At 55.2% G+C, this 20825-nt stretch carries 20 protein-coding genes; 11 read left to right on the forward strand and 9 right to left on the reverse strand.

Annotated features, from left to right (window positions below; translation table 11 throughout):
• Nucleotides 1-73: 73 nt before the first annotated feature.
• Together JQR86_RS09730 and JQR86_RS09735 are read left to right on the forward strand one after the other, a co-directional pair.
• A complete protein-coding gene (locus tag JQR86_RS09730) occupies nt 74-1750 on the forward strand; it encodes a Na+/H+ antiporter (protein WP_286788835.1) in 1677 nt (558 codons plus the stop codon).
• Between the two features lie 356 nt (nt 1751-2106).
• The gene (locus tag JQR86_RS09735) at nt 2107-2451 is read left to right on the forward strand and encodes a hypothetical protein (protein ID WP_150347431.1); all 345 of its coding nucleotides are present in this window, start codon (nt 2107-2109) and stop codon (nt 2449-2451) included.
• 2 nt (nt 2452-2453) lie between these two features.
• Here the strand turns inward: JQR86_RS09735 and JQR86_RS09740 are convergent, their stop codons facing one another.
• From JQR86_RS09740 to JQR86_RS09750, 3 genes are all read right to left on the reverse strand, one after another.
• A complete protein-coding gene (locus JQR86_RS09740) occupies nt 2454-2687 on the reverse strand; it encodes a hypothetical protein (protein ID WP_037030230.1) in 234 nt (77 codons plus the stop codon).
• A 226-nt stretch (nt 2688-2913) separates the two neighbouring features.
• Complete coding sequence (locus JQR86_RS09745) at nt 2914-4458, reverse strand: sensor domain-containing diguanylate cyclase (protein WP_434136200.1); 1545 nt, start codon at nt 4456-4458, stop codon at nt 2914-2916.
• A gap of 127 nt (nt 4459-4585) precedes the next feature.
• Nucleotides 4586-5332 (reverse strand): NYN domain-containing protein, encoded by a 747-nt coding sequence (locus JQR86_RS09750; RefSeq protein ID WP_010798264.1) that lies wholly within the window; start codon nt 5330-5332, stop codon nt 4586-4588.
• Between the two features lie 283 nt (nt 5333-5615).
• Between JQR86_RS09750 and bglX the strand changes: the two genes are divergently transcribed.
• Nucleotides 5616-7913, forward strand: a complete 2298-nt coding sequence (gene bglX, locus JQR86_RS09755; RefSeq protein WP_404627425.1) for a beta-glucosidase BglX — start codon at nt 5616-5618, stop codon at nt 7911-7913.
• Between the two features lie 41 nt (nt 7914-7954).
• On the opposite strand, the gene JQR86_RS09760 is transcribed toward bglX, so the two are convergent.
• The 6 genes from JQR86_RS09760 to JQR86_RS09785 all read right to left on the reverse strand — a co-directional run bounded on the left by JQR86_RS09760 (nt 7955) and on the right by JQR86_RS09785 (nt 14111).
• Entirely contained in the window at nt 7955-9178 is a 1224-nt protein-coding gene (locus tag JQR86_RS09760) for a DUF445 domain-containing protein (RefSeq protein WP_404627619.1), read from the reverse strand.
• Between the two features lie 122 nt (nt 9179-9300).
• A complete protein-coding gene (locus JQR86_RS09765; protein ID WP_010798261.1) occupies nt 9301-9576 on the reverse strand; it encodes a peptidylprolyl isomerase in 276 nt (91 codons plus the stop codon).
• 78 nt (nt 9577-9654) lie between these two features.
• Nucleotides 9655-10185, reverse strand: a complete 531-nt coding sequence (locus tag JQR86_RS09770) for a hypothetical protein (RefSeq protein ID WP_074826344.1) — start codon at nt 10183-10185, stop codon at nt 9655-9657.
• A 107-nt stretch (nt 10186-10292) separates the two neighbouring features.
• Nucleotides 10293-11177 carry a 3-hydroxyisobutyrate dehydrogenase gene (gene mmsB, locus JQR86_RS09775; protein ID WP_074826341.1) on the reverse strand — a complete coding sequence of 295 codons (885 nt, stop codon included), beginning with the start codon at nt 11175-11177 and terminating at the stop codon, nt 10293-10295.
• A gap of 37 nt (nt 11178-11214) precedes the next feature.
• On the reverse strand, nt 11215-12741 hold the full coding sequence (locus tag JQR86_RS09780) for a CoA-acylating methylmalonate-semialdehyde dehydrogenase (protein ID WP_434153478.1): 1527 nt from the start codon (nt 12739-12741) through the stop codon (nt 11215-11217).
• Nucleotides 12738-14111 carry an MFS transporter gene (locus tag JQR86_RS09785; RefSeq protein WP_010798257.1) on the reverse strand — a complete coding sequence of 458 codons (1374 nt, stop codon included), beginning with the start codon at nt 14109-14111 and terminating at the stop codon, nt 12738-12740. Before JQR86_RS09785 ends, JQR86_RS09780 begins: the two co-directional genes overlap by 4 nt.
• 126 nt (nt 14112-14237) lie before the next feature.
• Between JQR86_RS09785 and JQR86_RS09790 the strand changes: the two genes are divergently transcribed.
• The 8 genes from JQR86_RS09790 (at nt 14238) to JQR86_RS09825 (ending at nt 20814) form a co-directional block, all read left to right on the forward strand.
• On the forward strand, nt 14238-15191 hold the full coding sequence (locus tag JQR86_RS09790) for a LysR family transcriptional regulator (protein WP_083848856.1): 954 nt from the start codon (nt 14238-14240) through the stop codon (nt 15189-15191).
• A 218-nt stretch (nt 15192-15409) separates the two neighbouring features.
• A complete protein-coding gene (locus tag JQR86_RS09795) occupies nt 15410-16021 on the forward strand; it encodes a paraquat-inducible protein A (RefSeq protein ID WP_122042591.1) in 612 nt (203 codons plus the stop codon).
• Complete coding sequence (locus JQR86_RS09800) at nt 16018-16635, forward strand: paraquat-inducible protein A (RefSeq protein WP_434153479.1); 618 nt, start codon at nt 16018-16020, stop codon at nt 16633-16635. Before JQR86_RS09795 ends, JQR86_RS09800 begins: the two co-directional genes overlap by 4 nt.
• A complete protein-coding gene (locus JQR86_RS09805; RefSeq protein ID WP_286788846.1) occupies nt 16625-18301 on the forward strand; it encodes an intermembrane transport protein PqiB in 1677 nt (558 codons plus the stop codon). The genes JQR86_RS09800 and JQR86_RS09805 overlap by 11 nt, the downstream gene beginning before the upstream one ends.
• Nucleotides 18298-18909, forward strand: coding sequence for a PqiC family protein (locus JQR86_RS09810; RefSeq protein WP_010798252.1), 612 nt, complete (start codon nt 18298-18300; stop codon nt 18907-18909). The genes JQR86_RS09805 and JQR86_RS09810 overlap by 4 nt, the downstream gene beginning before the upstream one ends.
• On the forward strand, nt 18906-19160 hold the full coding sequence (locus JQR86_RS09815) for a hypothetical protein (RefSeq protein WP_019365693.1): 255 nt from the start codon (nt 18906-18908) through the stop codon (nt 19158-19160). The genes JQR86_RS09810 and JQR86_RS09815 overlap by 4 nt, the downstream gene beginning before the upstream one ends.
• Nucleotides 19161-19482: 322 nt before the next feature.
• Nucleotides 19483-19914, forward strand: coding sequence for a DUF2628 domain-containing protein (locus tag JQR86_RS09820; RefSeq protein ID WP_434153480.1), 432 nt, complete (start codon nt 19483-19485; stop codon nt 19912-19914).
• A 171-nt stretch (nt 19915-20085) separates the two neighbouring features.
• Nucleotides 20086-20814 (forward strand): FadR/GntR family transcriptional regulator, encoded by a 729-nt coding sequence (locus tag JQR86_RS09825; RefSeq protein WP_434153481.1) that lies wholly within the window; start codon nt 20086-20088, stop codon nt 20812-20814.
• The last annotated feature ends 11 nt before the right edge of the window (nt 20815-20825 follow it).

Below are 20825 nucleotides of genomic sequence, written 5' to 3' on the forward strand. Positions count from 1 at the left end.
ATTCATACGCCTCGTCCCGCTCGACGGTTTGACTAGCCATCAACCCTTTCCTGCAGGTTGATCCGCCTTACCCATGAATACCGTTTATCTCGTTCTGATTCTGCTACTGGTAGCGTCTGCAACCGGTGTGGCTGCCCGCTTCCTACCCGTACTTCCGACACCGCTGGTTCAAATCGCATTTGGTGCCTTGCTGGCCTGGCCTGCCGGCGGTCTGCATGTGGAACTTGAGCCTGAAATCTTCATGCTGCTCTTTATTGCTCCGCTTCTCTTTGCCGATGCGCGACGCTTCCCGCAAAGGGAGTTCATGATTCTGCGAGGTCCTATCCTGGCGCTGGCCCTAGGTCTGGTGCTTATGACGGTGGTTGGTGTCGGCTATGTCGTGCATTGGATATTCCCTCACCTGCCCTTGCCCGTCTGCTTTGCGCTCACTGCCATTCTGTCCCCCACCGATGCCGTGGCGGTGTCCGCCATTTCCGGTCGTCTCCCCGTTCCGCCGCGGCTCATGCATATCCTCGAAGGCGAATCGTTGATGAACGATGCCTCAGGCCTTGTGGCGTTCAAGTTTGCAGTTGCGGCAGCGCTTACCGGCGCGTTTTCCATCATGGATGCCACTGTGGGCTTCTTCATGATCTCGATAGGTGGTCTCGTCATCGGCGCGGCCATGGCCTTTGTTTTCAACTTCATCAGGACGCGCCTGATCGAGCGCCGACTGGGCGAAGCTTCAACGATCCAAATCGTGCTTCTACTGCTTCTGCTGCCCTTTGCAGCTTATCTGGTGGCTGAGCATTTCAATATGTCGGGCATCCTGTCCGCCGTAGCTGCGGGGATGGTCATTAACTATAAGGACCTGAAACGTCAGGACCAGACCAGCTCACGCATTCAAACGCGCAGCGTTTGGGACATGCTTGAGTTTGTGCTCAACGCCCTGGTCTTCCTTCTCCTAGGTTTTCAACTACCCGAAATCATCGAGGGTGCCCTGCACTATGCGGAGCAGAATGGCGGTACGCTCGAATTCTTCAAGCTGCTAGGTCTGGTCGGCCTGATTTCCTTATCATTGTTTGCCATGCGTTTTGTCTGGATTTTGGGCGCAGCCCACCTGCCTCGCCTGCTGTCCAGGCGTAAAGCCAGACCCAGGGTATCGATGCGCGTCATTCTTGCGGGTAGCCTAGCTGGTATCCGAGGCACGGTAACCTTGGCAGCAGCGCTCTCCTTACCGGTCGCAATGAATGATGGCACTCCCTTTCCAGCACGAGAGCTACTTATCTTCCTGGCTACCGGCGTCATTATGTTTACCTTGATTGCCGGCAGTATCGGCCTTCCCCTGGTGCTTCGGAATCTGCACTTGCCAAAGGACACCAAGGCGTATGAAGAGGAGCGAACAGCCCGCATTCGCGGCGCTGAAGCGGCTATTCGTCGAATTGAAAGCTACCGACAGGAAAAAGCCAAGAAACTGGCCGAGCACAAGGGTGATGAAGAAATCATCATTGCGTTCAATGACGTTACGCTCCAGCTGATGGACTACTACCACAAGCGGTTGGAGATCAATAATGTCGAGCTCTCCACACCTGTCCTGGAAAGTCGCCGGGAGCTGGAGCGTGAAACCCGTCTGGAAGCATTGAAAGCTGAGCGCCATGAGTATTACAAGTTGCGCAGCAAGCACATTATCAATGACAACACCTTACGCAAACTCGTGCGTGAGGCAGACCTGCTTGAGACCGCTCTGGGCAACAACGCTGAAAAATCTCATTAAATATCGGTGACACTGATAGCCCGCGGGAGCCTGAACCGGTCCTGCGGGGTTGCCGATAACCATTAAATTTTCTTAAGGCAAATAAAAACCCCGCCGAGGCGGGGTTGTCAGTAATGCGGTTCTAACGGTGCTGACTAAGCTCATAGGAGGTGATGAGATTGCAGTTTCAAGATATCCCATCCAACCAAAACAAAAGCTGAACAGCCTTTAATCTTTTAGGGTGAGCCAAACGTGCAGACATCAAGGCGTTATCTGAGCGCTATGGAGCCTAGATCAAAATGATATAAAGGCAATTAGCCATTACCATTAACCCTGTGATCTAATAACCTACATTTATTGTGGAATGGAAGATCATCTTGAGTTTCACTCATGCCAGCAAGGATGCCAGCGAGTTTCGTATCGACAGTGCTGTAGCGGCCATCGATTCAGCACGCTTTCAGACATATGTCTCTGAGGTTTGCCGTCTGGCCTTGGTGCTGGATGGCAGTATTCATCCTGAATACGCAGACAAGGCACGTTATCTGATAGACCGGCTGATCCAGATCGATACTGAACTTGAAGCGCTGCTCGGTTCTGCCAAGGCGCTGATAGCCGAATCCAGAAACTATCAACGCCCAAAGCCGATCCCTGATCATGTAGAGCCGCCTTTGCAACCAGGACTGGACATACGTCCCTTCTCAGACGGCAGACGACTCGACTGAACTCAGGACGTTGCGGCGCGCATGGTGGGGCCTGGCTTGGGTAACACCCGCTTGCGCCATGTCGCCAGTTTTTCAAGCGTAATGCAATCCTGCCAGTCAGCGAGCGCAACGCCTTGGTCAGCCAAGCGCTCACGTAAATCCTTCAGGTAATGATGCAGGACGATGGGGTTGCTGAAATAAGCACTGTTCAACGGCTCGGAACTGAACAGGATGCCATTTTCCTTATCGTGAACCATGAAGCTGAAAGTTCTGTACGCCTCACCTTGTTTAAAGACGCAGCGAAGAGGCGCCAGGGCGTATCGGATCTTTCCACAAATGGCTTCGTAACGTAAATGTTGCATAGGTCCCTGCCCAACTACAGATAACTAGGTTGCGCAAAGACCTTACAGATGAGAATTAGTTCAATTTAAACAACAAACTAGGCTGTAATCTTATAGCAAACTCTCATTTATGGCATGCAGATTATGCCTGATGAAAAGGCTCACGGTTCGCCTGAACCTGATTTCTGCCGTCACGTTTGGCACGGTAAAGTGCCTGATCCGCGTTCATGATGAGTTTCTTGCCGGAACACTCATCGCCACGACTAGGTACATACGCATGCACACCGCAGCTGACCGTTACATAGCCGGTTGGATTACCAGGATGCGCCAGCTTGAGCTCTCGTACGTTTTCACGAATCCGCTCCGCAACCAGAACGGATCCATCCAGATCGCTTCCTGGTAGAAGTACCGAAATCTCCTCGCCACCATAGCGAACAGCAACATCGCTGGGGCGGTTGAGGCTTTTCTGGATGGCTTTGGCAACACGTTGCAGGCAATCGTCACCGCCTGGATGACCGAAGAGATCGTTATACGTCTTGAAGTAGTCGATATCGATCATGATCAGACCGACCGGATGAGAATAACGAAGTGCACGTCCCAGCTCGGCAGGCAACAATGTATCCAGATAACGTCTGTTGGCGAGACCGGTCAGGCCGTCATGCATGGCCAACTTTTCAAGCCCCTGCTTGGCATCGACCAGGTCAGCCTCTGCCTGCATGCCGTGCTGAATCTGCCTGAGTAGTAAAAGCCCGAACATCGTCATGCCCAACAGCATCAGCGCCACCATGGCAACGGCTCTGCGCGTCTCGTCAGTCCAATTAGCCAGAACAGCTTTTTTGGACAAGGCGGCACCAATTACCAATGGATAACGCTCTAACTGGCGATAACCATACATGCGCTCAACGTTATCTACGGACGCGCGGACCACCGCGACACCTACAGGTGCGCCAGGAAGATAATTACTGAAAATCGGACCTTGCTGAATGCTTTTGTTAACGTATTCATCTTTAAAAGGACGTCGGGCGATGATCGAGCCATCGGTCAGGGCAAGAAAGATCGCGCCCTCGTCATCAAGCTTGAAACTGTCATAGAACTGCTGGAAATAGCTCATCTTGACCGTAGCCAACACGATGCCACCAAAGCTTCCATCAGGCTTGTTGAAACGCCGTGAGATCGGAATGATCCAGTTGTTGGAAGAGCGGCTGCGCACGGCATGACCAATGTGCGGCGTCAGGTTGAAATTGGAGGCATGCTGCTTGAAGTAATCACGGTCCGCATTATTGCTATTGGCCGGTATCGTCGGAAAGGATGTCGCCAGCCAATTGCCCTTCTCATCATAGACGAACAACCCCTCGAGCTGTGGAAGGTCCTGCACATGCCGCCTGAGCAGCATACTCATCCGAGTCATGTGCTGGGCACTGGTGCCATCTATTTCCATACGCTCCTGCAGACCGAGCAGTACGGCATCAGCCTCGGTGAACGTATCTTCGGCATGCTGGGCCAAGGACTTTGCAAGGTTGGAGGTCATGACCTCGCCTTCGTTGATCTGGACATTTCGCGAATTCCAGACCTGCCAAGCCGTCAATGCCACCATTGACAGGCAAACCGTGACTAAAAAGAGAATCGTCAGGAGCTGTAGCGGTAACCGCTTGGCCTTCGAGTCGTACCCATTTTCGAGATCAAGCATATCTAGGCAAACCTGGAAGACCAAAAGCCTGAAACAAAGATTGCATACTGTAAGGGTTAATGCTGCAAATCACCTTAATTCATAGAGTGCCGTCCTGCACCCTAAGTCACATGGCGACAGCATTAAATTACAGTCGCTGCGTTGCCAAAACTTCAAACGCCTGCTCATCCGCATTACGTCCACGCCAGGCGAGAATTTTGCCGGGACGGAAATTACGGGAGTCAATCATCGACTTGGTCAACCTGAGCTCGCCACGCAACCAGGCCGGATCATCCGGCGAGAGCGAGGTGGGCGCCTGCTCCAGGCAGGAATAGAAGGCTCGCTGTCCATTCAGGTCGACATTCATGATCTGAATAACTCGGTCCCGGGGCTGAGCATCGCCAGCCAGAATATCGGGGATCAGATAGGCATTGAGGAACACATCGGCGATCTGGACAAGATCGCTTGAGATATTTTTGAACGCTACGACTTCCACCCGTACGCCCTTCGCCTGAAGCGCCTGTGCCAGCGCGACAAAATCACCGTCGCCTGTCACCAGCACGACCCGATCCAGCTTGTCAGCTTGGGTCAGGACATCAACGGTGAGTTCCACATCGACATTGCCCTTGCGGGACGTGCCCGTATCGTTGTTGTAGCGCTTGACCGGCTTGATCAACAACCGAAACCCGGCGCCCTGGATACGGGCTACGTGGGCAGCATGCCAGTTCGCATACTCGGGCTTTTCTTCGGCCAGCACTTCGTCGAAGGCATGATAAGCCTTGGCGATAGTGACTACGCTGGATGCCTCATAGAAACGCCTGAGCGTTTCGTAGCGCATGTAGCTGCCGCCACTTGAGCTGATATTGTCTGAATCGACGTAGATGCCTGTGCGCACGGGTAACCCTTACTGAACTGCAAACCATGACAACGTCCGATGAACGCTATCAGTATAGATCGCTAATATACCCTGCCGCGTCCATCCGCCGAAGTCACAGGTTATCAGAATGACATCACGGACCTGAAAACAGTAGCCTGTCGAACTAAAAAGACAGTCGGTCAACCGGCTGAACTCGACGCTTCAGAAATCACATGCCCGCATTTTGCTGTTATGCGAAACTGCTCACTCTTGCCGTTTCGCTGCAAGAAAGAAAGAAGAATAAAACCCTTTGAGGTGTCACTTGAAGAAGCTGTATGTGCTAGGAACCTTGGCGGCATGTTTTTGTGCTGCTGCGCTGGCTGAAACAGACCGCGCTGCCCCTTCAGTCAGGGAACATGACAAGAGTGTTTTTATCGACAAGCTCATGAAACAAATGACGCTTGAAGAAAAGATAGGCCAGCTCAACCTGGTAAGCGTTGGTCCTGACTACACCAAGGACGCCATCATGGCAGACATTCGGGCCGGTAAGGTAGGCGCGATGTTCAATACGGTCACTCGGCCCGACATTCGTCAGATGCAGGTCCAGGCGGTAGAGCACAGCCGCCTCAAGATCCCACTGTTATATGCTTATGATGTGGTGCATGGCCACCGCACCATTTTTCCTATCAACCTGGGGATGGCGTCCAGCTGGGATCTGGATGCGATTGCCTTGAGCGGGCGCATTTCAGCAGAGGAAGCCAGTGCAGACGGTCTGAATCTCACCTTCTCGCCGACAGTTGACGTCACTCGTGACCCTCGCTGGGGACGGGTTTCCGAGACGTTTGGTGAAGATAGCTACCTGACCTCAAGGATTGCCGGCACACTGATCAAGGCGTATCAGGGTGACGACCTGGCGTCTACGCATTCGATTATGGCCAGCTTCAAGCACTTCGCGTTGTACGGCGCGACTGAAGGCGGTCGTGATTACAACACGGTCGACATGAGCCCCCAGCGCATGTTCCAGGACTATCTTGCTCCCTACAAGGCGGCAGTGGAGGCAGGCTCGGGCAGTGTCATGGTTTCCCTCAACGCCATTAACGGCATTCCTTCCACAGCCAATCGATGGCTGCTCAAGGATCTGCTGAGAGACCAGTGGGGCTTCAAGGGTCTCATCATCAGCGATCATGGCGCCATCAACGAGTTGATCCGTCACGGCGTCGCCGAAGATGGGCGCGAAGCCGCAAAACTCGCTATCAAGGCAGGCGTGGACTTGAACATGCACGACGACTTGTATGGCACTCAGCTTCCCGCCCTGCTCAAGAGCGGTGAGGTCAGCCAACAGGAAATCGACGATGCCTGCCGTTATGTACTCAGCGCCAAATATGACCTGGGCCTGTTCAAGGACCCTTATGCCTTCCTGGGCAAACCGAACGATCCACCTTTTGATACCAACGCCGAGAGCCGCTTACACCGGGAAGCCGCGCGGGAGGTAGGCCGCAAAAGCCAGGTCCTGCTCAAGAATAAAGGCAACCTGCTTCCACTTGAAAAGAACGGTACCATTGCGGTTATCGGTCCCCTGGCCAAGAGCCAGCGCGACGTAATGGGAAACTGGTCAGCCGCCGGGATGACCCAGCAAGCCGTCTCCCTTTATCAGGGCCTGGCTAACGCGGTCGGTGACAAGGCCACACTGGTCTATGCCAAAGGCGCCAACATTACTGATGACGCCAGCATTCTTGCCTATCTGAACTCCTACGACCCTGCTGTCGAGGTAGACCACCGCTCTACCGAAGATATGATTGAGGAGGCGGTCGAGGTAGCCTCGAAGGCGGATGTCATCATCGCCGCGGTAGGTGAATCGCAAGGCATGGCCCATGAAGCATCCAGCCGCGCCCATATCGATATTCCGAACAATCAGCGCCGCTTGATCAGAGCCTTGAAAGACACTGGTAAGCCTCTGGTACTGGTGCTCATGAATGGCCGACCACTGGATCTGAGTTGGGAAAGCCAACAGGCCGACGCGCTACTGGAAACCTGGTTTAGTGGCACTGAGGGCGGTAACGCTATCGCCGATGTCTTGTTTGGCGATTACAACCCCTCCGGCAAGCTGCCTATGACCTTTCCACGCTCGGTTGGCCAGATACCCATCTATTACAATCACCTCAATACCGGCAGACCGTTCAATCCCAAGGACCCGGGCAAATACACGTCTCGCTATTTCGATGAGGCTAACGGACCGCTGTATCCCTTCGGCTACGGCTTGAGCTACACCACTTTCGACCTTTCCGATATAACGCTCTCCAGCGGCACGCTGCACCGAAATGGCAGACTGAAAGCCAGTGTGACGCTGAAAAATACGGGACAGCGCGCGGGCGAGACGGTTGTACAGCTGTACTTGCGAGACGTTACTGCCTCAATCAGTCGTCCGATCAAGGAGCTGAAGAATTTCCGCAAGGTCATGCTGCAACCTGGCGAAGAAAAGATTATCGACTTCGATATCAGTGAAGAAGACCTAAAATTCTACAATGCAGACCTGAAGTACGCCGCCGAGCCCGGTGCATTCAAGGTCTATATCGGACTGGATTCGGAAGAGGTAAAGGAGCAGCAGTTCCGCCTGCTTTAACCAGCTGGAAGTGCCGGGCCATCCGGCACTTCTTCACCCTGCTACCCTACCAGCAGTTGGGTGACCGTATGGATGATCAGTCCAACCAGTCCGCCTACGAGCGTGCCATTGATGCGGATGAACTGCAGGTCTCTGCCTACGTTCTTCTCAAGCTGTTCGACCAACTCGTCAGTGTTCCAGGCTTCGACTCGCTCGGCGATGTAGTCTCCCACCTGACCGCGATAACGCTCAATGACAGGAGGCGCTACCTCCTCGATCTGGTCATTGATCCATTGCCGCATAGGCGCATCCGCTGCCAGCGCAGCCCCCAGCCCCTGGGTCAGACGAATCAGGCGTCGACGTATTGAGGAATCGTCCTTGCCCAGGTCATCCTGCAGCCAGTCGATCAGATCATCCCAGAGCCCTTGCAGATACCCGGCAATGGCAGGGTGCTCGATCAGCTGCATACGGACCTGCTCGCCTTTCACCCGAAATTCGGGATCGTTCTTGAGCTTCTCGATGAAGTCCGCGACATAATGGTCGAAGCGAGCCCTCATCTCATGATCCTTGTCTTCGCTGATCTCGGTAATGAGCACCGAGATCCGCTTGACGACCTTCTCGGCCGACCAGCGCCCCGCATACTCATCAAGCCGAACATAGCGCAACGCGCTGAGCTCTGAAGAGATGGCACGGGCAATCATCGCCTGAGTATCTTCGTTCCTCATCATGCGGTCGATCTCACGCAGCACATCATCGAGCATGGCCTGATGGCGCCGGTCTGCCGTCATGACATCCAGCAACTGCCCGCTCAACAGTGCCAGGTCAACCTGCTGCAACCGAGCCGTCGCCGTGCGCTGGATGAAGCGCTGAACACGCTCATCCCGCAAGGCACCTACACCGAATCGGGCCATCCCTATCAGATGATTCCCCAGGGCTTCGGCATGGTGAGGCTTTTGCAGCCAGCCGGCCAGCTGGTCGGCTGCGTTGAATTCTCTGACCTTTGCCATCAGCTGAGGGGTGGACAGGAAATGAAGACAGATGAAATCCGAAAGCTTGCGCCCTATGCCCGCCTTGTTACGTGGAATGATAGCCGTGTGAGGAATGGGCAGCCCCAGGGGATGCCTGAACAGCGCGGTAACCGCAAACCAGTCGGCGATCGCGCCAACCATCGCCGCCTCGGCAAAGGCGGCGACATATCCCCAGGCAGGATGGATGTCATGCAGTGCGGCAGCGACCGCATACAGGACAGCGGCTGCCAGCAACAGGCAGCCCGCCAGAACCTTCATGCGAAAGACTGGGGACTGCCAGCGATCGGATTTTGCAGGTGCATCAGGTGTTACAGGTTCGTTGGCCAAAACGGTCCTCGCTCGGGTCGTTGTTCCTGTCTGGGTGACTGAGCAGGCTGCGCTCAGTCCCGGTAATACACTTTGACCAGGTGATAGCCAAACTTGCTTTTGACCGGACCATGAATATCACCGACCGACTTCTTGAAAATTACCTGATCGATCACCCTGACCATCTGGCCCGGCTTGACCTCGCCAAGGTCGCCGCCCCGCTTTCCTGAAGGGCAAATCGAAAATTTCTTCGCCAGTACGTCAAAGGCCTCGCCTTTTTCAAGGCGCTTCTTGAGGGCGTCCGCCTCGTCGGATGTCTTGACCAGAATATGTTTGGCCATGGCTTTCATAAAAGGGAACCTCAGGGTCGATAATGGCCGACCCGCTGTTTATCCAGTGGAGAGATGGCAGGTTGATGACTGAACGCCTCAGTCTTCCAACGCGTTCTTTAGCGCTTCATAGGAGGGCGCCGCGTAGATGTCGAGCTCGGCGCAGAGATCCAGTACGCGCTGCACGTCATGGGTGTACACCAGAACGGCTTGCAGCTCATCATCAAGTGGCTCACTGAAATCCATCAGGGTGTAGCCACCCTTTTCCTTGTACATGCTGCTCAGCTGAACCTGGATCCGATTGAGCGCCTTGAGTGGTTCAACCTTCACCAGCTGCTTGGGTTTGATGTTGAACGGCACATCCTTGCCGAAGGAATCCATGATGTGCTGGAGCAGCTCATCGTAGCTATCGGCCTGGAACAGTACCGTTTCCGGCAAACTGCCGACTACTACCCACTCGCCCAGCGAAATCGGGAAGGTCTCGTCGTAATTGATATCCGGATTGGCTGCCAGGAACGCTTCGGGATCGGCATAAGCTTGTGCAGCTTCGTCAGCGATCCGCGCGATCTCCTCATCGCTCATACAGCCGGAGCTGATTAGGGTGATCAGTTCAAGGAGTTGGTCTTTCATGTGAGGCATCCGGAAATAATCGAATGCCTAGTGTACAGGGAGGCGCTGCCGGATGCCGACTCGCTGGCCCAGCGGCGTGGTATTACCGCTGGGCCGACTGATCAGCGCTAAGGCTTGCGGTACAGCCCGATGATGCCGGAAAAGTCCTTGCCGCCCTCACCTCGCTGGCTCATGCTCTGGTAGAGCTGTTGTGCCAGCGCACCCAACAGAACCGGTTGGCGCACCTGCTTCGCCGCTTCAGTGGCAAGCCCCAGATCCTTGAGCATGAGGTCTGTCCCAAAACCACCGGTGTAGCCTCGTGAAGACGGCGCCGTCTCGATGATACCCGGCCAGGGGTTATAGGTATCCGAACTCCAGCAGCGTCCGGTAGAGGTATTGATGATGCCGGCCAGAACCTTGGTGTCGATGCCGAGCGCATCGCCCAGCGCCATGGCTTCTGCAACACCGATCATGCTGATGCCCAGCAGCAGGTTGTTACAGACTTTAGCAACCTGTCCGGTTCCGACTTCACCACAATGCACAATATTCCTACCCATATCAGAGAGTACCGGCTGTATGAGATTGAACAGCTCAGGCGTCGCGCCGACCATGAAGGTTAAGGTGCCTGCCTGCGCACCGCCGGTCCCCCCTGAAACCGGCGCATCGGCCATGGCGATTCCTCGCCCCGCCGCCACCTGGGCGACCTCCCGGGCCGTCTGAGGATCGATGGTGCTGCTGTCAATTGCTACGGCTCCGTCAGGCAGTGCTGCCAGAAGCCCCTCTTCACCCAGGTAGACACTGCGCACATGGGCCGCGGCAGGCAGCATGGTAATGACCAGCTCACATTCCAGTACAGCGTCCCGGGCGGAGTTTGCCGCCTTGGCGCCCGCTTCCGCCAAGGCGCCAACCGCCTGTGCGTTGACATCGAAGACCGTGAGCGCATGTCCGGCTTTCAGCAGGTTATGCGCCATCGGAGCCCCCATGTTTCCCAAACCGATAAAGGCAATACGCATGGCTATTCTCCTTCTGTAACGTTGACGACCGCGCCGATCAACGCAAGGTAATCGTGGTATTCACCCCATCACTGACACTGTCATCGTCGAACCAGCGGGCCGTGACGGTTTTGGTCTGGGTATAGAACTGAACAACCTGCTTACCGTAGGGCCCCAGATCACCCAATTTGGAGCCGCGAGAACCGGTAAAGCTAAAGAAGGGAACCGGTACCGGGATCGGAATATTGATTCCTACCTGACCAACATCGATTTCACTTTGGAATTTGCGAGCCGCTGCACCGCTCTGGGTAAAGAGCCCAGTTCCGTTACCGAAGGGGTTGCGATTTACCAGAGCAATCGCCTCATCCAGCGTATCAACTTCGAGGGTCAGCAGAACCGGACCAAAGATTTCTTCCGTGTAGATACGCATGTCTGTCGTAACGCCGGAAAACAGCGTAGGTCCTACGAAATTACCCTGCTCGTATCCGGGCACCTGAACATTGCGGCCGTCAAGCAGCAATGAAGCACCTTCCGCCACCCCGCTTTCGATCAGACCGAGCACACGCTCCCTGGCCTGTTTGGAGATCAGCGGACCAACGTCAGTCCCCGGTTCGGACCCAGCATTGACCTTAAGTTGTTCAGCCTTGGCCTTGAGCTCCGGCAGCCATTCGCACGCCTTACCTACCAGAACAGCCACCGAAGTGGCCATGCAGCGTTGGCCGGCAGCACCAAAAGCCGCACCTACCAATGCATTAAGCGTCTGCTCCTTGTTGGCATCGGGTAACACCACCGCGTGATTCTTGGCGCCCATCATCGCCTGCACGCGCTTGCCATGCTGACCCGCCAGATTGTAAACATGAGTACCAACGGCTGTAGACCCGACAAAGGAGACAGCCTTTATATCGGGATGAGTACACAGCGCATCGACTACGTCCTTTCCGCCGTGTACCACATTGAGGACACCGGGTGGAATGCCGGCCTCAAGCGCCAACTCGACCAGCTGCATCGTGGAAAGCGGGTCCTGTTCGGAAGGCTTGAGCACGAACGTATTGCCACAGACGATAGCCATAGGGAACATCCACAGCGGGATCATGGCCGGGAAATTGAAGGGTGTAATGCCTGCGCAGACACCAATGGGCTGGCGTAGCGTATAAGTATCCACCTCGCCCGCCACGTTTTCGGCAAACTCGCCCATCTGCAAGCTACCTACCGAGCAGGCGTGCTCGACGACCTCAAGGCCCCGGAAGATATCCCCCTCGGCATCGGCCACGGTCTTGCCCTGTTCGGCACTTAACGTTTGGGCAATCCGCTTCATATGCTCACGGATCAATGCCTGATACTTGAGCATGATGCGCATACGCGCACCGATAGGCGTACGCTTCCAGCGGGTGAACGCCTGCTGGGCAGCAGCGATAGCCGCATTGACCTCATCGGTCGTGGCAAAGGGAACACGAGCCAGCACCTGCTGAGTTGCCGGGTTGACAATATCGCGCCACTCATGCGTTTTGGAGTCCACCCACTCACCGTTGATCAGCAGTTTGACTTGGCTGATATCAGCCTTGGCATCATTCAAGGGGGCGTTCATAGGGATTCTCCTGAGGTGGAATTGACCATGCCAACGGGGCGGGAAGCGGTAGTGGAAATAGCGGAGCGGCCGACCTGAGGATCCGGCTTCATCAGGGCCGTACAAAGCAATGCGATCGCACCCATGACCAGCAGATAGACGATGACGTATCGCGGATTGCCTTCTCCCAGCGACAGCAGCGTAGTGGCGATCATGGGTGCAAAGCCGCCGCCCAGCACGCCAGCAAACTGCACGGAAAGCGAAATTCCGCTATAGCGAATCTGCGCCGGATACTGACGGGCAAACAACAGTGACTCAGGCGCATACAGGATGGGAAACACTACGCCCACGGCCAGCACCATGGCCCACCAAACAAGCAGGGGTTCACGTGTTCCCAGCATGGCAAAGAAGGGATAAACAAAGGCACACAACAGGAGCAGCCCGGTGAAATAGAGACGCCGCTGCCCTACCCGATCAGAGAGATAACCACAGAACGGCATGGTGACCAGGGACAGTGCGGCACCGGCGGTAATAGCATTCAGTACACTGGCGCGGGGAATCTGGAGCTGATTGGCGGCATAGGCCAGCGCAAAGGTGACTGCCATATAGAACCAGGCGTTTTCAGCCGTGCGGGCGCCGATGATGGCCAGAGTTTCCCGAGGGTGCTCCTTGAGCACTGTAAACAAGGGGACCTTGACCTTGCGCCCCTCCTGCTTGAGCCGTTCGAAGTCAGGCGACTCCGCCACCTTTACCCGGATCAGCCAGCCAATACCCAGCAGTACCACACTGGCCAGGAATGGCAGCCGCCACCCCCAGGCCAGCATATCTTCCTCTGGTAAAGTAGCCACCGCACCCATGGCCAGCGAGGCCAGTACCAAGCCTGCTCCAACACCAGTCTGCGGCAGGCTGCCATAAAAGCCTTTTTTGCCCTCCGGCGCATGCTCGACCGCCATCAGCACGGCGCCGCCCCACTCGCCCCCTACGGCCATGCCTTGCAGAAAGCGCATGACTACCAACAGCAAGGCTGCCCAGTAGCCGATCTGGTCATAGGTGGGAATCAGGCCGATGGCGATGGTAGGAACGCCCATCAACATGAGCGTCAGTAATAACATGGATTTTCGCCCAATCCGGTCACCGAAATGACCAAACACGATGCCGCCCATGGGACGACCAAGAAACCCCACAGCGTAGGTGGCAAAGGCAGCCAGTACGCCACTCATGGGATCGAGGGCAGGAAAGAACAGCTTATTGAAGACCAATGCCGCAGCAGTGCCGTAGAGGAAAAAGTCATACCACTCAATGGTGGTTCCGGCCATGCTGGCCAACCCGGCGATCCGATAGTGCTTGCGACCAGATGAGGTCGCTCTGGGTGATGGCGTGCCTGTAGTCATAAACGCCTCCGCTTATTGTTGTTGTGCGAGGTGTCATCAGCCGGAATCGCGTTCTGGCGCTTGCGGCTGTTTCGGAGTATAGATGTGCAAACTTCCGATAAGAACGCACAAAAAAGCCGGACCGATATGCAAAAAAATCTCATGTCCCCTGCCGCACTTGACTGGGACGATCTCAAGTTTTTCCTGGAGGTAGCCCGGACACGAACGGCTACCGGCGCGGCCCGTAGGCTGGCGGTGGACTACACGACGGTGTCACGCCGTATCCGTATTCTGGAGCAGACGCTAGGCGCCTTACTGTTTGAAAAATCACGCAGCAGCGGCTTTGCAATGACCACCGAGGGCCAGCGGCTCCTGGGCTATGCAGAGGCTATCGAGAGCACGCTGCAATCGGCCTGTGAAGAGGTCGCCGGCGCAGGGCTGTCCCTGTCGGGACATGTCCGAATTGGCTCCACAGAAGGGTTCGGCAGCTTCTTCATCGCGCCGCAAGTCAGCCATTTTCAGCAAACCTATCCAAGCCTGACGGTCGATGTCTTGCCGGTTCCGCATTTCATCAGCCTGTCCAAACGTGAGGCAGACATTGCCATTACCCTGGAGCGGCCTGAACGAGGGCCTTACGTCTGCACGAAACTGTGTGATTACCAGCTCAAGCTCTATGCGACTCCGGGCTATCTAGAGCGGCACGGCCCCATTCATGATCGGAGCGATCTGGCTGAGCATACCTTTATCACCTATGTAGATGATCTCGCTTTTAGCCCGGAGCTGTTGTATTTGGAACACGCTGTTCCAAGCGCTCGATCGGTGTTACGCAGCACCAGTGTAATCGCTCAATATACGGCGGCGCTTCAGGGACGCTCGCTGGCGATCTTGCCCTGCTTTCTGGCCGGCCCAGATCCCCGTTTGCAACCGCTGCTTGCGGAGGAAATTCAGATAACACGGCATTTCTGGATGTATTGTCAGGAGGATTTGCGGGCATTGAAGCGCGTTACGCTACTTTGGGACTACCTCAAAGCCTGCGCCGAACTGAACGAACCACTGTTAAGCGGCGCCTCCAGTGAAATGAGATTCATCGATCCTTCGTGACTTGCAGCACATCTAACGCTTCTACCACCCACAGGTTTTTACCGGACATATGAAACAAGTACGGTGCTCTATGTGTCCTTGTTACAAAATCGACAACGCACCGTTTCGAACATCCATACAGCGAAACGGCCTAACGCAGTATCCTAACGATCAGGTGCTGGTCGACGGGTCGGCGTTTCCACACTTCACCGAAACCTATCTAATGCACACCATCAGCCATGCCTCAACACCCTGACTGGATCATCTGCGAGCACTGCGATTCGGTCTACCATCGGCGCCCACTCGCGCGGGGCGAAGCTGCCCGCTGCGTGCGTTGCGATGCCGTGATCGAGCGCAGCAGACGGCTCAATGTCGAACAGTTGTTCGCCCTTACGCTGGCAGCTGGCATCCTGTTCATATTGGCCAACGTCTTCCCCATCATGCACATCAGCTTGCAAGGGCTGAGCAACGAGGCCACGCTCTGGGAATCTGTCGAGGCATTGGCTCAAGGTCGTATTACGTTGATTGCGCTGGTGGCAGGCCTGGCGATTATCTTCGCGCCGCTGTTTCAGATTCTGCTGCTGGGCTGGGTGCTGGGTTACGCTTATGTGGGCGAAATGGCCCCAGGGTTCAGGGCCTGTATGCGGGCGCTTGAGCATTTACGACCCTGGAGCATGCTGGAGGTCTGCCTGCTTGGCATTCTCGTAGCCATTATCAAACTGGCCGGTATGCTCAACGTTTCGCCTGGCGTCGGCTTATGGGCCATGGCCATGCTGACGGTGCTGATTATTCTCATTGCCGGTCGTGACATCCGCTACCTCTGGGACGATCTGGAGGTGCCGGTTACATGAATAAACCGCCCTACGCGCGCGAACTCAAGGTTTGCCTGTGCCATACCTGTGGATTTGTCTGCCCTGAGGGAGCGCATGAATGCCCGCGCTGCTATTCGCCGGTTCATACACGCAAACCCAACAGCATCACCCGTACCTGGGCGTTTCTGCTTGCTTCGATCATCTTTTATGTGCCGGCCAATGTCCTGCCGGTGATGTATACCAGCATGTTCAGCGGGGGCAGTGAAAATACGATCATGAGCGGTGTCATCGAGTTCTGGCAGCACGGCTCGTGGGACATCGCTATCCTGATTTTTATTGCCAGCGTTGCCGTGCCCTGCATGAAATTTTGCGTCCTGGGTACTTTGCTGATTACCTGTCAAAGGCGCAGCCGCTGGGCCATGCGCGAACGGGCCAAGCTTTATCGCTTCGTAGAGCTGATCGGCTATTGGTCGATGCTCGATGTATTGGTCGTGGCCCTGGTGGCTGCGCTAGTTCAGTTCCGAGCCTTGAGCACGATCGAGCCCCGTCTGGGTATCCTGTTCTTTGGCCTGGTTGTTGTGTTGACCATGCTGTCTGCCATGAGCTTTGATCCGCGCCTGGTCTGGGACGCTGAGGTAAATGATGTCGAATAACCCGAACACTATTTTTCCAACCCCTGGCACGCCTCAGATCAGAAAGCGGCGCTTCAGTATTTCTCTGGTCTGGCTGGTCCCGATCGTGGCGGCTCTGGTAGGGCTATCCATGGTCGTCAACAGCTGGTTGCGCGCAGGTCCTCAGGTCAACGTCAGTTTTCAGACGGCTGAGGGGCTTGAAGCAAACAAGACCCAGGTAAAGTACAAGAACGTAGTAATCGGTACGGTTACCCGAATAGCCCTTAGCGAAGACCGCACCCACGTTACCGCCACGATTGACCTGGATAAGTCAGCCGAACCCTTTACGCGCGAGGATACCCAGTATTGGGTGGTCCGTCCGCGTATCGGCGCCAACGGGGTTTCCGGTGTAGACACACTGCTCTCCGGCCCCTTCATCGGTGCGGACGCTGGCCGTTCCGACGTGACCAAAAAAGATTTCGTCGGACTGGAAAACCCTCCTCCTGTCACCTACGGGCAAAGGGGCAAGCGCTTTACCCTTCATACCGACGATCTTGGCTCATTGGATATTGGCTCGCCGGTCTACTATCGCCGCATTCAGGTAGGCCAGGTCATCTCGTATAACCTGACGGAAGATGGCAAAGGGGTAGATGTTCAGGTGTTCGTCAATTCGCCCAACGATGCGTTTGTGACCGACGATACCCGCTTCTGGAATGCCAGCGGCATTGACGTCTCGGTTGATGCCAGCGGCCTGAAGGTCAACACCCAGACGATCCCTTCCATTCTGGCGGGCGGCATTGCCTTTCGAGAGCCTAATTACAGCCCGGACGCCAAACCAGCTCCAGAGCACTACGAGTTCACGCTCTATAACGACCAGCAAACGGCACTGGCGCCTCCCTCCGGCGAACCTCGGTTTATTCGCCTGCGTTTCAATCAGTCCTTACGCGGACTTGCGGTGAATGCTCCCGTGGAGTTCCTGGGGGTGAATATCGGCCGGGTTGTCTCAGTGGATCTTGATTATGACCCCAAAACGCAGCGGTTCCCGACTACGGTAGGTGCAGTGGTCTATCCGCAGCGTCTGGGCAGTGCCCATGACAAGCTGGTCAAGCAGATCGGCGGTGAAAGCGAAGAGCAATCCGCTCAACTGATCAAGCGTCTGGTCGAGCAAGGTCTGCGAGCCCAGGCCCGCACAGGCAACCTTCTGACAGGACAGCTTTATATCGCGCTGGATTTCGATCCCAAGGCGGCCAAGGTCAGCTTCAACCCCAACAGTCGTCCTCTTGAGATTCCGACGGTTCCAGGCGGGTTCGATAAGCTACAGGAGCAGCTGCAGGCTATGGTCGACAAGATCAGCAAGCTACCTATCGACTCGATTGCCAACAACCTGAACGGCAGCCTGAACGAGTTGCAGAAAACGATGAAACAGGTCAATGGCGATGTGTTGCCGCAAATGCGCGGTACGCTTGAGGAGCTGCAAAACACGCTCAAGACTGCCAACGAAACGTTGGATGAAGATTCGCCGGCACGTCAGCAGGTCAACCAGGCCATGGACGAGGTCCAGCGAACCGCTCGCTCCGTGCGTGTACTGACCGATTATCTGAGCCGCCATCCCGAGTCGCTGATTCGTGGCCGTACCGAGGAAGCGGCGCCCGGCTCCTATAAAGGGAAGTCATCCTCTCGAGACATTGAAATGGAGTCCCAGCCATGACCCTTCGCTTATCGCTGGCTGCAATAGCGGCCACGCTGGGGCTTGCCGCGTGCAGCTCAGCCCCTACGCATTACTACACACTACTGCCTCCCCTGTCTGGCCAGGCGGCTTCTCACACCGCCTCCGCAGCGTTTCAGTTCGAGCTTGCGCCTGTGCGCATGCCTGTGCAGGTTGACCAGCCTCAACTGGTGGTGAGGCAAAGCAATGGTAGCCTCGCCATTCTGGAGTCCGAACGCTGGAGCGCGCCGCTTGGCGATGAATTTCATGACGCCCTGGCAGGTCAGCTGGAGCAACAGCTCGGCGTCCGGGATCTGGCAGGACTTCCCAAAACCTCCGGCAAGCCGGTGTTGACGCTACGCACTGATGTACGCCGCTTCGACATGCTGCCCGAGCGGTATGCCTTGATTGATGTGGTTTGGAGCCTTAACCTGAGAAGCGAAGGTAGCCCACGCCGAACATTGACCTGCAGCAGTATCATTCGCGAGCCTGCCGGCATGGAGCTTGAAAGCCTCGTCATAGCCCATCAGAAGGCTATTGCTACTCTAGCCAAAACCATTGCGCAAACCGCGCAGCGTTGGAACGAACTGCCGACTACAGAATGCCCATGATGATCGATTGGTACCTGCGTATCCGCCACGCCTGCTCACAAACCAGTGTCTTTGAAGTCTGCTTTGCCTTCGGCACCGCGTTTGTCCTGTTATTTCTACCCGTCGAGCAAGCAAGCGGCTTGGCCAAGCGCCTGCGAGAGCATAGCGCCTATTTTGCGCAGAGCACGTCGTTTTCGAGCGATGCACTCTTTAGCCTTAGTGATGCTGAAATGAATTATCGAGCCGGAACGTTGACCAGCTGCAGTATTTAAGCCACTCCTCTGCTTCTCTGTATAAGGGGGGTAGTCGCCCTCTTGTACCTACTGCGTGTTTACTCAGGCTTTACGGCTGATGATCCCTTCTCACAGGCAGTAGGCTTTCTGCCTGCGTAGCCCCTGCTGTTTTGAACCAGGCCGCCTTTCAATACGTTCAAATAAGCGTTTTGAGACGGGATAGAAACAGAACCTCCCATCGCCTCGGTATGCTCGCCCTCCTTCGCCATGCACGGGCTTATGTCAGGCCGCACACGTGCGGGTGAACCTCACAGCTACCCCCTTTGTAAGAAATACAGGCTACATGCCAAGGAGTAATAATATGGACACCACGGAACCCTCCAGAGAAGCGTCATATTCGTCAAAATGGCAAGAGCGTTTTGCCTTTTACGAAACCTACGGTGCACCTAATACCGCTACCTGCAAAAAGGCATTCAAGGAGCTTCCTTTTCGAAAGAAGCTCCTGATCATTAGATGCTGGCCAGCCTTTTTTCTCGGACCTTTCTATTTGATTTTTGCTTTAGGTTTAAAGAAAAAAGGTTTAGCCATGTTAGGCATTGCCTTCTCTACCGGCTTACTTGAACTTCTGTTTCAGGAGCTGACGGGGATTGATGTACCCCAAGCGCTTGACTTTGGCATTAGCATAGGCTTTGCGATTGCTAACTCAATGATTGCCAATTACGCCTATTACCTTAAAGAAATGAAAAATACGCAGAGCTGGAATCCGTGGGAAGGTTTCTCGGCTTTCGGATGAGTTTAGGCGGGCTAGCTCTCTCAGCTTGGAAGACTTCGGTTTTTACAACGACGTTGGTTATTTATCAAAATAGCCAACGTACCTCTACTGCAAAACCTCTTTACAGCACTAAACTTGTCAGACATCTTATAGGTAGACCGGATAATTAATCTAAATAAGAAGGTGTTCCAGATGCATTCCGAGCCTGTTTTTCTCGCCAAACGCTCGCATAATCTTTCGCAGGAGCTGGCCAATATTCTCGATAGCCAGATACGCGATGGCCAGCTTAGCCCTGGCGCAAAACTGCCTTCCGAAGCGCAAATCATGAAGGCTCATGGCGTGAGTCGCTCGGTTGTTCGTGAAGCGCTTTCCCACCTTCAGGCAAACGGCAAGGTAGTCACCCGGCAAGGTATCGGCACATTTGTCTGCGAGCCCATTATTCGGCTATCAGGCATGATTGATCCCTCCAGTGTAGAGACACTGCAGGATGTTCTTTCAGTTGTTGAAGTCCGAATCAGTCTTGAGTCCGAAGCGGCAGCCCTGGCAGCACAAAGACGCTCAGAGGCCCATCTGACGCAGTTTAGAGCCCTGCTCGACCGTATGCAGGCGCGGGCAAGAGCGTCCTCTCCCTCAGAGGATCTCGACATGGAAATGCACCTTTTGATCGCCCAGGCAACCGGTAATCGCTACTTTACAGAGATCATGAGCTGCCTTAGCCGAGAACTCATTCCACGTATGCGCCTGAACAAGGCCTTTAATGAAAGTGCACTGTCCCAAGCCTATCTTGAGCGGCGCGATGCCGAACATGAAGACATCTATAACGCCATTGCCCGGCAGGATGCCATTGGGGCTGCAGCAGCTATGCGTCTGCACCTTAGTAACAGCCGAGAACGATTGGTAAAAGTGATGCAGTCACTTTAGAAGGGCCAGCT

This window comes from Pseudomonas sp. JZ134 (assembly GCF_051027695.1).
GTDB classification, from domain to species: Bacteria; Pseudomonadota; Gammaproteobacteria; order Pseudomonadales; family Pseudomonadaceae; genus Chryseomonas; species Chryseomonas luteola.